10 protein-coding genes are annotated in these 13,175 nt (G+C 68.2%); 2 read left to right on the top strand and 8 right to left on the bottom strand.

Going from position 1 to position 13,175, the window contains the following annotated elements; genetic code table 11:
- Positions 1 to 70 precede the first annotated feature (70 nt).
- Positions 71 to 913: a hypothetical protein gene (locus Sp245p_RS12185; protein WP_014239663.1), complete on the bottom strand. Its 843-nt coding sequence runs from the start codon at positions 911 to 913 to the stop codon at positions 71 to 73.
- Between the two features lie 332 nt (positions 914 to 1,245).
- On the opposite strand from Sp245p_RS12185, the gene Sp245p_RS12180 reads away from it, so the two are divergent.
- Complete coding sequence (locus Sp245p_RS12180; RefSeq protein WP_014239664.1) at positions 1,246 to 2,451, top strand: hypothetical protein; 1,206 nt, start codon at positions 1,246 to 1,248, stop codon at positions 2,449 to 2,451.
- A 481-nt stretch (positions 2,452 to 2,932) separates the two neighbouring features.
- Here the strand turns inward: Sp245p_RS12180 and Sp245p_RS12175 are convergent, their stop codons facing one another.
- Both Sp245p_RS12175 and pgi read right to left on the bottom strand, forming a co-directional pair.
- Positions 2,933 to 3,718 (bottom strand): hypothetical protein, encoded by a 786-nt coding sequence (locus Sp245p_RS12175; protein WP_041810934.1) that lies wholly within the window; start codon positions 3,716 to 3,718, stop codon positions 2,933 to 2,935.
- A gap of 112 nt (positions 3,719 to 3,830) precedes the next feature.
- Positions 3,831 to 5,474: a glucose-6-phosphate isomerase gene (gene pgi / locus Sp245p_RS12170; RefSeq protein ID WP_014239668.1), complete on the bottom strand. Its 1,644-nt coding sequence runs from the start codon at positions 5,472 to 5,474 to the stop codon at positions 3,831 to 3,833.
- A gap of 175 nt (positions 5,475 to 5,649) precedes the next feature.
- On the opposite strand from pgi, the gene Sp245p_RS34885 reads away from it, so the two are divergent.
- Positions 5,650 to 5,817: a hypothetical protein gene (locus Sp245p_RS34885; protein ID WP_014239669.1), complete on the top strand. Its 168-nt coding sequence runs from the start codon at positions 5,650 to 5,652 to the stop codon at positions 5,815 to 5,817.
- 119 nt (positions 5,818 to 5,936) lie between these two features.
- Here the strand turns inward: Sp245p_RS34885 and Sp245p_RS12165 are convergent, their stop codons facing one another.
- The 5 genes from Sp245p_RS12165 to ileS form a co-directional block, all read right to left on the bottom strand.
- A complete protein-coding gene (locus tag Sp245p_RS12165; RefSeq protein WP_014239670.1) occupies positions 5,937 to 7,301 on the bottom strand; it encodes a M16 family metallopeptidase in 1,365 nt (454 codons plus the stop codon).
- 1 nt (position 7,302) lies between these two features.
- Complete coding sequence (locus tag Sp245p_RS12160; RefSeq protein ID WP_342799409.1) at positions 7,303 to 8,745, bottom strand: M16 family metallopeptidase; 1,443 nt, start codon at positions 8,743 to 8,745, stop codon at positions 7,303 to 7,305.
- A gap of 103 nt (positions 8,746 to 8,848) precedes the next feature.
- A complete protein-coding gene (locus tag Sp245p_RS12150; RefSeq protein ID WP_052584234.1) occupies positions 8,849 to 9,454 on the bottom strand; it encodes a DUF3035 domain-containing protein in 606 nt (201 codons plus the stop codon).
- A gap of 84 nt (positions 9,455 to 9,538) precedes the next feature.
- Positions 9,539 to 10,042, bottom strand: coding sequence for a signal peptidase II (gene lspA, locus Sp245p_RS12145; RefSeq protein ID WP_014239673.1), 504 nt, complete (start codon positions 10,040 to 10,042; stop codon positions 9,539 to 9,541).
- A 147-nt stretch (positions 10,043 to 10,189) separates the two neighbouring features.
- Positions 10,190 to 13,045, bottom strand: coding sequence for an isoleucine--tRNA ligase (gene ileS / locus Sp245p_RS12140; RefSeq protein ID WP_014239674.1), 2,856 nt, complete (start codon positions 13,043 to 13,045; stop codon positions 10,190 to 10,192).
- Positions 13,046 to 13,175 lie beyond the last annotated feature (130 nt).

Below are 13,175 nucleotides of genomic sequence, written 5' to 3'. Positions count from 1 at the left end.
AATATAGTAGGCTCACGCGCGGAATGCCACCATGAGCGGGGGCGTGCGCGGCGACCGGATGCGGCGATCCTCAGGCTCCGGCGAACAGCCCCTTCAGCCCCTTCAGCAGGCCGGCGGCCATGTCGGTGGCGGTGTCGTCCATGCCGACCGAGCGGACCGAGGCGAGGACGCGGGCGTTCGGCCCCTCGCCACCGTCGGTGACCGCCCACAGGCTGGCGCCCTGGTCGGGCCGGGTGTCGGTGAGGCGTCCCAGCGTTCCCCCCTTTATGGCGCCGAGCAGCGGGCCGCTGTGGTCGCTTCCATCCTTCAGCGCGATCATGCGCAGCGGATTGTCGGTCTTGGCGGACCGGCCGGCGAGGCCGAGCCGGTCGAAGACGACCTGCAATTCCTTGCCGCTGTTGGGCATGCCGACGCCGATCACGCCGGCCCCGGCGTCGGCATCCTCCGCGAACAGGTCCTTCACCCCGGGGGCGCGCAGTGCGTCCGGCAGTTCGGGTTTGCTGAGGCCATTCTTCGCCGCCAGCTTGTCCAGCAGGCCATGCGCAGCGCCACCCAGGACAATGGGCTGGTCCTCGGGCAGGTTGAGCGTCTGGCGCAGCATGCCCATCGCCTCCCGCATGTAGTCGGCCTGCTTAAGGTCGTAATCGCGGCGGGCGAGCACGGCGTCCATGCCCGCCGCGACCGGGTCCCTCTCCGCCGCGTCGCTGGCCTTTGGCACCGCGAAGGAGATGACCCCGGCCTTCATGGCCCGGACCGCGTCGGGAGACAGGCTGACCGTGTCCACCGTGCCGTTGCGGCCGATCGTGGGCGGGGCGGTTCCCGACGTGGCAGCATCGGGGCCCTTTGCCGGAGCCGGCTTGGCGCTGGCGCCGAAAGCGGCGGGCGTGCTGCTGGTGACATCGGTGATGGACATGCGCTTCCCCCGCCTTTCGATGGTGCGGCCTTCGGGTTGCATCCCGAGGTGGTGAGCGATGATGCCGGGGGCGGGGTCGGTTGTCCATGCGGCGGAAGCGACCGGTCGGATGGCGCGTGTCCGGCCCGCTTCTTTTCTTGGGGTAATAAACTGAAGGACGAAGCGTCAATGGGGTCCGTGAAAATATATATCATCAAGCAGCCTTGATTTCCGCTTCCTTTTCTCTGAGCAAATTACAAGAATGCAAATGCGTGTGTATTGATGAGATGTTTGAATAATATTTTGATCTGAGGAAATGTGCTGCTCCATCCGATTTCTTGTGGGAGCAGCCCATGTCCGATACCCCCATCACCTACGCCGCGCCAGTTGATATTCCGGTGGTCCGCCAGCCCTTCAACCTGCAGGGCTACAGCAACTCCCTCAACGTCACCATCGGCACGCCGAGCGGCCTGCTGCACGAGGTGCAGGTCGACACCGGTTCGACCGGCATCGTCATCCCCGCAACGTTGCTGATGGTCGACGGCGACACGTCGAAGGGGCTGGCCGCCGGCGTTGTGTCGCTCGGGCCGGCACAGATCACCTATCACCCGTCGGGGAACACGCTGGCCGGTTGCCTCTATCTCGTGCCCAGCCTGGCGCTTGGCGCGTCGCTGGACGAGTCGAAGCAGGTCGTTTCCGTCTGCGAGGCCGGGCCGCTGGTGGTCTTCGGTGCGCAATATGCCGGCAACACCGGCACGCCCGGCGTCCAGAACCCGGTCGATCCGGGCATGGGCATGATGGGTGTCGGCTTCGGCCGCCCGGCGCTGAGCTACACCGCGAACGCCGGTCAATCCGATCAGGTGGTCTACACGCTGAGCAACCCGTTCCTCTCGGCGTCGGTGGACGGCCAGCCGCTCTACCCGTCCTATCTGCTGTCCTCGGCGGGGAGCGGGGCGAGCGGCTGCATAGCGCTGGGCGTCACGACCGCCGAGTTCACGGCCGCCCCCTTCAACGGCCAGACCGTCGCGCTGACCTCGGCCAAGCCGCCGGTCACGCCGAACGTCACCAACGGCTGCAACTGCGCCCCGGCGTCGGGAACCTCCTGGCCGGCGGCGCCGACCCAGCCCTATTGGCTGACCGGCCCGGCGACCATTACCATCGGCACGATCAACGACGCGCAGCCGCTGAGCGCCACGCTGCTGCTCGACAGCGGGGTCACCGGCGCGATGATGAGCGTTCCGCAGGTGAAGAACTGGGTGGCCAATCTCGGCGGGGCGGAGATCACCATTGCGGTACCGAACGGGTCCAGCCCCGACGCGGAGCCGGTGATGACCTACAGCTTCGCCATTTCGAGCGCAGCCCCGGTCAAGGGCATCTTCGCCATAAACACCGCGCTGTCCACCGCGGCGGCCCCGGCGTCGCTGGAGCCGGTCGTGCCGGACGCCGACATCGCCTTCGTCAACACGGGTATCAACCTGCTGCAGGCCTACAATTACTTCTTCGACGCGCAGCTGGGCCAGTTCGGCTTCGCCACCGCCGCGCCGGTCACGCTGCCGTAAGCGGCGGACGTTCTTGCGTATGGACCGTCCCGCCGTCCCGTACCGCCATGGCGGGGCGGGAAGGGCGGGGTGGTTCCAGGCACGGGGCGATCACGCCGGGCCGGTCTTGTCGGCGGGGTGGCCGTCCTCCTGGGTTTCCGGTTCGCTGGGGGTGGCGGGGCAGCTGGCGCGGGACGGGCCGGTGACGACGTCGAAATCGAAATCGGACATGATATGACCTCCGGTTGGTAAGGGAGGCCGCCGTGACCGTCAGGAGGATTTTGCGTGCACCGCGTGCTGGAAACACAAAAGCCGCCTCGGGTCGGGCGGCTTTGGGTGCATCGTGGGTGTGCGATACCTATGCCGCCGGTGTGTACCAGCGGTACCAAAATCGCCCCAGGAGGGCGGGAGAGGTGAGGCGCACGGGGTTCATGGCCTGCACCCTACGCCCGATCGCCGCGCCGCACAAGGGCTTCCTGCGGGAGCGCCCCGCTGCGCTGACTCAGCCGCCGTTCCGCCGCATGATCTCGGCCCTATCCGACGCCTGTTGCTGCACCATGTCCGCCACGTTGTCCTCGGCCATGCCGCGGGCGGCGTCCGTGAGGCTGGACAAGGAGACCCCGGCCTCCTTCAGCTTGTTGCTTGCCGCTTCCTCTTCACCGTTGCGGATGAAAAAAGGATCGCCCAACTTCATGTAATAGGGCGAGAAGAGCCGGGTCTGGCGTAAATGGGCGGTCGCCCGGCTGTTGCCGTGGGGTTCCGCGCTGGGTTGATCGGCGCCCGCGCCGGGCTCCACTCCGGAAAGGGCGCGCAGGATCTCGCCGTAGTCGGCGGAGCCACCCTGGCCGTTCTTGTCCAATTCTCCCAGCCGCGCAACCAGTTCCTTGCGCCGGGCCAGCGTGTCGTCCGTCGCCTTCAGCATCTCATCCGCGGTGACGGTGGCGGCGCGGGCGAAGAGGCCGCGATTCTGGGATTCGAACATCCGGCCTCCGTTCATGAAGGCCGTGGACCGAGCCATTTTCAGGCTGCCCATCAGCGCGTTGTTCACGTCGTCGCCAGTGATTTTACCGCTGTCCACGAGGCCGCTGAGCAGGGTGCGCTCGTTCTGCTTCAGCTTGTTGAACAAATCCAGCGAAGGCCCCTTCAGGCTTGCCGCCAGGGGGCTCAGGGACAGCGTGTCCTTGGCGCTCGTGGTGGTGGCGGTCGTTGCCGCCCCAGGAGGGTTGCTTGCGGCGCCTTGGGCCGCCGACGTGGTCTTCGTCGCGGCGGCGGCCGGGGTGCCGGCCAAAGGAGATAAAGCGTCCATCGGATCATCCCTCACGGTTGAGCAATTCCGCGGCGATGATTTTATGGTTGTTTTTCCCCTTTGGCAATAAAACCGAAAGGCGACCTTCCTCCGCTCAGCGGTGCTTGCGGTACCAGCCGATCAGCCCGTTGGTCGAGCTGTCGTGCCCCAGCGCGGCGGTCGGGCCGGTCTGGAGTTCGGGCAGGATCTTGCCGGCCAACTGCTTGCCCAACTCCACCCCCCACTGATCGAAGCTGTTGATGGCCCACACGATGCCCTGGACGAACACCTTGTGCTCGTAGAGCGCGATCAGGGCGCCCAGCGTGCGCGGGTCCAGCTTTTTGAACAGGATGCTGTTGGACGGCTTGTTGCCCTCGAACACGCGGTGGGGGACCAGCGGCTCGACGGCCTCGGCCGGCTTGCCGGACTTGGCCATCTCGGCGCGCACCTCGTCGGCGGTCTTGCCGCGCATCAGGGCCTCCGGCTGGGCGAAGAAGTTCGACAGCAGGATGCGGTGATGATCGCCGATGGGGTTGTGGGTTTCGGCCGGGGCCAGGAAGTCGGCGGGCACCAGCTCCGTCCCCTGGTGGATCAGCTGGTAGAAGGCGTGCTGGCCGTTGGTGCCCGGCTCACCGAAGACCACCGGGCCGGTGGCGTAATCCACCCGCGCGCCCTGCCTGTCCACCGTCTTGCCGTTGCTCTCCATGTCCAACTGCTGGAGATAGGCGGGGAAGCGGTGCAGATACTGGTCGTAGGGCAGCACGGCGTGCGACTTGGCGCCCCAGAAATTGACGTACCAGACGCCGAGCATCGCCATCAGCACCGGCATGTTGCGCTCCAGCGGCGCGGTGCGGAAATGCTCGTCCATCTCGTGGGCACCGGCCAGCAACTCATAGAAGCGGTCCATGCCGATGCCGAGCGCGATGGACAGCCCGATCGCCGACCACAGCGAATAGCGCCCGCCGACCCAGTCCCAGAAGCCGAACATGTTGGCCGGGTCGATGCCGAACTTGCGCACCTCCGCCTCGTTGGTGGAGACGGCGACGAAATGCCTGGCGACATGGGCGGGGTCGCCGGCGCTCTCCAGAAACCAGCGCCGCGCGGTGTGGGCGTTGGTCAGCGTCTCCTGGGTGGTGAAGGTCTTGGACGCGATGACGAACAGCGTCGTCTCCGGGTCCAGCCATTCCAGCGTCTCGCTGATGTGGGTGCCATCCACGTTGGAGACGAAATGCACGCCGATCTGCGGGTGCAGATAGGGGGTCAGCGCCTCAGTCACCATCACCGGGCCGAGGTCGGACCCGCCGATGCCGATGTTGACGATGTCGGTGATCGGGTGGCCGGTGTAGCCGGTCCAGGCGCCGTCACGGACCTGCCGGACGAAGCGCTCCATGCGGTGCAGGACGGCGTTCACCTCCGGCATCACGTCCTGGCCGTCCACCATGACCGGGCGGTTGGAGCGGTTGCGCAGCGCGGTGTGCAGGACGGCGCGGTCCTCGGTGATGTTGATCCGCTCCCCGGCGAACATGCGGTCGCGCCAGCCCTCCACGTCCTGCTGGCGGGCGAGGTCGACCAGAAGGGTGCGAGTCTCCTCGGTGATGCGATTCTTCGAATAATCGAACAGCAGGCCGCAGGCTTCCAGGGAGAAGCGGTTGAAGCGGTCGGCGTCGGCGGCGAACAGGTCGCGCATATGGAGGGTCGAAATGTCCTGGCGATGACGGGCCAGGGCTTCCCAGGCGGGCGAACGGGTGAGCGCTGACATCGGGATTTTGCCTCCTTCTCGCGTGCGCGGAGCCTAGCACCGATCGGTGCGCGCCGGGTACGCGCCAAAGCGGCGCATCCAACGTGCACAAAGGACTAGGTTGAGCGGACTATGCGGGGCGGTGGATGAAACCGGCAACCGCCGCCCTGTGTTCTTTTCGGGACAGGAGGTGACCATGAGCGATCCCAGCAAACCCGAACAGAATCCGCCGGTTCCAGCGGACGAGGAACGCCGCGAGGACGAGCGGCCCGATCAGGTGGGGATCATCCCCGGCAAGGTGCCGGGCCGCCCCATCGACCCCGGCGATCCGCGCTTTCCGGGGAGCCAGCCGGACTTAGCGTGAGGGGGGGTAGTCGCGTTGGGCCCCCACCCAACCCTCCCCCGCTTCGCAGGGGAGGGCTTTTCTCCTCCCCCTGCCAAGCGGGGGGAGGTCGGGAGGGGGGCTCGTCGAAACAACGTTCCTCAGCTCCCCCCGTCGATCGTCCGCGTCGCGGTCACGCCCTCCGGACGGCCGACCAGCACGGTCAGCAGCCGGTTGGGGTCGAGCAGCCGCTTGGCGACGCGCTGCACGTCGGCCTGGGTGACGCCGTTGATGAAGGCGTCGCGGCGGTCGAGATAGTCGATGCCCAACTCGTCGCGCTTGACCTGAAGCAGGATGCCTGCGATCGCCTGGGTGCTGCTGAGCTGCAGCGGGAAGCTGCCGGTGAGGTACGTCTTGGCGTCGGCCAGTTCCTCCTCCGTCACGCCCTCGTCGGCCATGCGCTTCCATTCCTGGCGCATGATGTCCAGCGCCTGACCGGCCTTGGCGTTCACCGTGTTGCCGCCGGCCATCACCAGCGCGGAATGCTCCATCGGGATCAGGTAGCTGTAGACGCCGTAACTGAGGCCGCGCTTTTCCCGAACCTCCTCCATCAGGCGGGAGCCGAAGCCGCCGCCGCCCAGGACGTAGTTCATCACGGTCGCCGCGTACCAGTCGGGGTCGGCGCGCTTGAGCCCGGTCTGGCCCATCAGCATGACGGTTTGCGCGGTCGGGCGGGTGGCGACCAGCGTTTCGCCCAGCCCCTTCGGCTCGATGTCGGGGATGGCGGCGTTCGCGGAGGTGGCCGGCAGGCCGCCGAACACATGGTCGAGCGCGCGGCCCAGATCCTCCGGGCTGATGTCGCCCGCCGCGGCGACGACCAGCCGGTCGCGGCCGAAGCCGTCCTTCACGAAGCCGCGCAGGTCGTCCGGGGTGATCGTCGGCAGCGATTCCAGCGTGCCGCGGATCTCGTCGCCGTAGGGGTGGCCGGGGTAGGCGGTGGAATAGAACAGCCGCCGTCCGACGTAGTTGGGATCGGCCTGATCGCGGCGCAGGCTGGACAGCACGGCGGCGCGCATGCGCTCCACCGCCTCCGCGTCGAAGCGCGGCTCGGCCAGCGACAGGCGGGTCAGCTCGAACGCCTCGTCGCGGCGGTCGCTCAGCGTGCGCAGGCTGCCGCCGAAGCCGTCGCGTCCGGCGTCGTAGCCCAGCGCGATGGCGTTGTCCTGAAGCCGCGCGGCGAAGGCCTGGCTGTCATAGGGGCCGGCGCCCTCGTCCAGCGTGCGGGCGGCGAGGTTGGCGAGGCCCTCCTTGCCCTTGGGGTCGGACGCCCCGGCCCCTTCGAAGGCCCATTCCAGGGCGATGATGGGGACCTTGTGGTCCTCAACCAGCCACGCCTCGATCCCGCCGGGGCTGACCACCCGCTTGATCTCGATGGCGGCTGCCGGAGTGGTGATGGCGAAGGCGAAAAGGAAAAGACAGGCGCCGAAGACGCGCTTGGACATGAGGCGCTTGGATAGGACGATCATCTCAGCTTCCCTTGTCCTGGAGCGGCAGCAGAAGGCCGGTGACGTGGTTGGTCTGGCCCAGAACGGCGCGGGCGGCGGCGTTGACCTGATCGGCGGTCACCGCGTCGATGCGCACCGGCCAGTTCTCCACGTCGTCGATGCTCTGGCCGGTGGCGATGGCGGCGCCCAGCGTCTGGGCCGGGCCGGTCAGGCTGTCGCGGGCGTAGGCGGCCTCGGCCAGCATGCGCTTCTTGGCAGTGGTCACCTCCTCCTCCGTCACGCCCTTCTCGACGAGCGTCCGGATGTCGGCCTCCAGTGCCGCTTCCAGCTTCTCCATGGTCACGCCGGGGGCCGGCGAGGCGCCCGCCGCCAGCGAGGTCATGTCCCAGGACGACGGGCTGTAGCCCAGCCAGGCCGAGGTGGCGATGCGCTGGTCGACGACGAGGCTGCGGTAGAGGCGGGAGGTCGGGCCGCCGCTCATGATCTCCGACAGTACCTGGAGCGGGTAGGCGTAGCCCTCCTTGTCGGTGCGGTAGGAGGGGGCGAGCCAGTTGCGGCGGATCGAGGGCTGGCGCACCTCGTCGTCGCGCAGGATGACGCGGCGGGCGGCGCTGATCGGCGGTTCCTGGACACGGACGCGCTCGGGCACCGGGCGGGTGGGGATGCCGCCGTAGTATTTCTCGGCGAGCGGCTTCAACTCCTCCGCCGTCACGTCGCCGGACACCACCAAGACGGCGTTGTTGGGCGCGTACCAGCTCTTGTAGAAGGACTCCGCCTCCTCCCGCGTCAGGGTGGCCATCTCCTGCGGCCAGCCAATGATCGGCGTGCCGTAGGGGTGGTGGACGTAGAGGGTGGCGTTGACCTGCTCGCCGATGCGGTCGGCGGGCTCGTTCTCGATGCGCTGGCGGCGCTCCTCGATGATGACGTCGCGCTCCGGATAGACGAGCTGATCGGTGAGGCGGAGGTTCGACATGCGGTCGGCCTCCATCTTCATCACCAGCTCCAGCCGGTCGCGCGCCACGTTCTGGAAATAGGCCGTGTAGTCCCAGGAGGTGAAGGCGTTGTCGCGCCCCCCGTTCTTGGCGACGATGCGCGAGAAGGCGCCGGGCGGAACCTCCTCCGTCCCCTTGAACATCAGATGCTCCAGGAAATGGGCGATGCCCGACACGCCGCGCGGCTCGTCCGCCGCGCCCACCTTGTACCAGACCATGTGGGTGACCACCGGCACGCGCTGGTTGGTCACCAGCACGACCTGCATGCCGTTGGACAGGGTGAAGGTCTCCGGGAAGAAGACGCCCTTCTCGGCGGCGAAGGCCGGGGTGGCGGCGGGGACGGCGCCGGCCAGGGCGAAGGCCAGGACGCCGGCGGCGGCGAGCCGGCGCCAGGGCCGTTTCCAGGGTGGGGAGCGGTGGGGCCGTTGGGGAGCATGGGCCTCTCGTTGGGAGCAAAGGGGACGGGAATGCAAAAGGGGGCGTCCCCGTCTGGGAACGCCCCCTAGATACTGGTGCGGCGAAGCGCCCGGAACAATGCCCCGAGTTGGGGTCCTGAACCGGGGCTCTGGACGCGGCTTAGAACAGCCCTTCCAGCGGCGCCCGGCGCTTGCGTTCGATGGTCGGGACGGTGCCGTCGTTCAGCGCCTTGCCGGTGGCCTGGGCCTCGCGCAGACGCTGGTTCTCCTTCTTCGGATCGACGACCTCGTAGGGCTGCTCCTGCGTCTGCCAGAACAGCAGGGAGTCGATCCAGCTCTTGTCGGCGACGACGAGCTGGGTCGTTTCCTGATCGACCTTGTTCCGGATGCCCGGCTCGATGCCGCCCTTGGCGCCGGCCTGGGCGATCAGCGCCGACTCGCCCGCCGTGTGTCCGGCGGTGGCAGTGGCGGCGGCGCGCGAGGAGCCGCCGAAGACCGAGGCGGCGGCCACCGCGGCCGACGTGGCGTCTTGCGGGCGCGCCGCGCCGGGGCGCGGCTCCGGCAGGCGGGCGAGGCTCGGCGGCATGGTCAGCGGCGCGCGGGACACGACCGTGAACTCGTCCGGGCTCGTGCGGTCGAGGCCGATGGAGCGGCGGACGTCGGTGCATCCGGTGAGCGCCAGCGCGACGAGCGCCAAGCCCAGCAGCGGGCCCCGCCCCAGGGAACGGGTGGAGCGCCGCGCGATGGAGGAGGCGAAGGAAAGCATGGTCACGTTCGAGTCCCGTCGTCTAGTCGTCAGGCCGCTTGTCGTCGGGCCGCGTCCCTTATAGCGGCTCCGTCGCGTGAACTATTACGACTTTTCGCGGCCGGCGAACAGCCCATCCAGCACGAGAAGCGCCACGCCGACGCTGATTCCGCTGTCTGCCACGTTGAAGGCCCAGAAATGCCACCCCCCGATGTGGAAATCGAGGAAATCGGCGACGGCCCCGTAGAGGAAGCGGTCGATCACATTGCCGATGGCCCCGCCGATGACCATTCCCAACGCCAGCGCGAGGTAGCGCCGGTCGGCCTGCCGCAGCCACAGCAGCAGCGCCACCACGATGGCGAAGGCCACCGCGGCCAGCACATAGGGCATCCAGGCGTGGGAGCTGCCGAAGGTGCCGAAGCTGACCCCGGTGTTCCAGGCCAGCACGAGGTTGAAGAAGGGCGTGACCTCGATGACCCGTGGATAGGGCTGCATGACCACGTCGAGGATCCACCATTTGGTGAGCTGGTCGAGGACCACCACCAGCGCGGCGACGGACAGGCCGAAGACCGTGTAGCCGCGGCTGCCGGACGTGGAGAGGCTGCTCATGGGGTGCTCCGAGGGAATGGTGGGGTGGGGTGGTCGCGCCGGGCCCCCCTCCCGACCTCCCCCCGCTGCGCAGGGGGAGGAGACGAAGCCCTCCCCTGCGCAGCGGGGGAGGGTTGGGTGGGGGCCCGACTCAACCACCAAGCCCAATCAGAACGCCGGTTCCGCGTCCACGGCTTCGGCGCAACGGAGGCACAGCGTCGGGTGTGCGGCGTTCGTGCCGACCTCCGGAAGGATCTTCCAGCAGCGCTCGCACTTGCCCCCTTCGGCGAGTCCGGGCACCACCGCGATGCCGGCCACGTCGGGCAGGACGAACGCCCCCTCGGGGGCCGTGCCCTCCGCCACCGTGATCTGCGAGGTGATGCAGATCTCGGCGAAGTCCACGCCGTCGAGCAATGCCTTGGTCGCCGCGTCCACGAAGACGGTCGGGTTGGCCTGCAGGGACGAACCGATCTTCTTGTTGGCCCGCTCCAGCTCCAGCGCTCCGGTGACGGTGCGGCGGACGGTGCGGATGGACTCCCACTTGGCGGCGAGATCGTCGTCGCGCCACTCCGCCGGGATGGCCGGGAAGACGCGCAGATGGACGCTCTCCTCGTTCCAGCCCTCGGTGCCGGTCAGGCCCTCGGGACGGGCGAGCCACGCCTCTTCCGCGGTGAAGCAGAGGATCGGGGCCAGCCACGCGGTCAGGGTGGAGAGCAGATGCTCCATCACCGTGCGGACCGAGCGGCGGCGGACCGAGCCCGGCGCGTCGCAGTAGAGGCTGTCCTTGCGGACGTCGAAGTAGAAGGCCGACAGCTCCACGGCGCAGAAATTGTGGATCGCCACCGACAGGTCATGGAAGTCGTAGGCTTCGATCTTGGCGCGGACCAGGGCGTCCAGTTCCGACAGGCGGTGCAGGACCCAGCGCTCCAGCTCCGGCATCTCGGCGACGGCGATGCGCTCCGCCGGGGTGTAGTCGGCCAGCGCGCCGAGGATGTAGCGCAGCGTGTTGCGCAGGCGGCGGTAGTGGTCGGCCTGGTACTTGATGATCTCCGGACCGATGCGCTGATCCTCGGTGTAGTCGGTGCTGACCACCCAGAGGCGCAGGATGTCGGCGCCGTATTTGTCGCAGACCTCCTGCGGGGCGACCACGTTGCCCAGCGACTTGGACATCTTGCGGCCCTGCTCGTCGAGCGTGAAGCCGTGCGTCAGCACCGCGTCGTAGGGCGCCCGGCCACGCGTGCCGCAGCTTTCCAGCAGAGAGGAGTGGAACCAGCCGCGGTGCTGGTCGGAACCTTCAAGGTACAGCGAGGCCGGCCACTTCAGCTCCGGCCGCTGCTCCAGCACGAAGGCGTGGGTCGAGCCGGACTCGAACCACACGTCCACGATGTCCTTGACCTGCTCGTAATCGTCGGCGCGGTAGGCGTTGCCGAGGAAGTCCTGCGCCGGGCGGGCGAACCACGCGTCGGAGCCTTCCTTCTCGAAGATGTCGGCGATGCGGTTGAACACCTCGGCGTCGCGCAGGATCGCGCCGTTGTCCTTGCGGACGAACAGGGCGATCGGCACGCCCCAGGCGCGCTGGCGGCTGATGCACCAGTCCGGGCGCTGCTCGATCATCGCGCGGATGCGGTTCTCTCCCTGGGCCGGGAACCACGTCGTGTCGGCGATCGCCTGCAGCGCCGTCTTGCGCAGGTCGTTCGTCTCCATGGAGATGAACCACTGCGGCGTGGTGCGGAAGATCAGCGGGGCCTTCGACCGCCAGGAATGCGGGTAGCTGTGCTTGATCCGGCCCTTGGCGAGCAGAGCCCCGACCTCCTGGAAGGCCTTCAGCACGGCGCCGTTGGCCTCGCCCGGCTTGCCTTCGGCGGTGTAGACGCGCAGGCCGGCGAACAGCGGGACGTGGTCGTAGTAGCGCCCATCCTCGCCGACCGTCTGCGGCACCTCGATGCCGTTGGCCTGACCGAGATGGAAGTCGTCTTCGCCGTGGCCCGGCGCGATGTGGACGAAGCCGGTGCCGGCGTCGGTCGTCACGAAGTCGCCGGCCAGCAGCGGCACCTTGAAGTCGTAGCCGCTGCGGGTCAGCGGGTGGTGGCAGTAGCCGCCGGCCAGACGCGAGCCGGGGAAGCGGTGCAGCAGCCGCGCGTCCGTGATCTTGGTTTCCTTGAAGACGCTCTCGGCCAGCGCGGTGGCGACGACCAGCCGCTCGCCGACCTCGGCGAGGCTGCCCTCCTCGACCGCCAGCACCTTGTAGGTCGCGTATTCGATCTCGTCGCCGAAGGCGATGGCGCGGTTGCCCGGCAGGGTCCAGGGGGTGGTCGTCCAGATGACGATGTTGGCGTCGTCGACCTCCGGCGCCGGCGAGCCCCAGATGGCGAAGCGCGCGAAGACGGTGGTCGAGGTGTGGTCGTGGTATTCGATCTCCGCCTCGGCCAGCGCGGTCTTCTCCACCACCGACCACATGACCGGCTTGGCGCCCTTGTAGAGGCCGCCGTTCATGGCGAACTTGTGGATCTCGCGGACGATCTGCGCCTCGGCGGGCAGCGTCATGGTCAGGTACGGGTCGGCCCAGTTGCCCTCGACGCCCAGGCGGCGGAACTCGCCGGCCTGGATGTCCACCCATTTCTGGGCGAACTGGCGGCACTCGGCGCGGAACTGGTTGAGCGGAACCTCGTCCTTGTCCTTGCCCTCGGCGCGGTACTTCTCCTCGATCTTCCACTCGATGGGCAGGCCGTGGCAGTCCCAGCCGGGGACGTAGTTGGAGTCGAAGCCCTGCATCTGGCGCGAGCGGACGATGACGTCCTTCAGCACCTTGTTGACGGCGTGGCCGATGTGGATGTTGCCGTTGGCATAGGGCGGGCCGTCGTGCAGGACGAACTTCTCACGGCCCTTCGCCGTCTCGCGCAGCCGCTGGAAGAGGCCCATGTCCTCCCAGCGCTTCAGCAGCTCCGGCTCCTTGGTGGGCAGGCCGCCGCGCATGGGGAAGTCGGTGCGGGGCAGGAAGACGGTGGACTTGTAGTCGCGGGTCATGTCGGGGATATCCTGAACCTGAAGCAGAACCGTCGGGCGGCAGCGGTCAGGCCCCCGACGCACGCACAAACGAGGCGGTCCCGGCCCCCCTCAGGAGGCCGGGTTGGTAATTCGCGCCATACGCGCCATG

The sequence above is a fragment of the Azospirillum baldaniorum genome, from assembly GCF_003119195.2.
GTDB lineage: Bacteria > Pseudomonadota > Alphaproteobacteria > Azospirillales > Azospirillaceae > Azospirillum > Azospirillum baldaniorum.
Note: the sequence above shows the minus strand (reverse complement) of the source record. Positions and strands in the feature narration are given on the sequence as shown.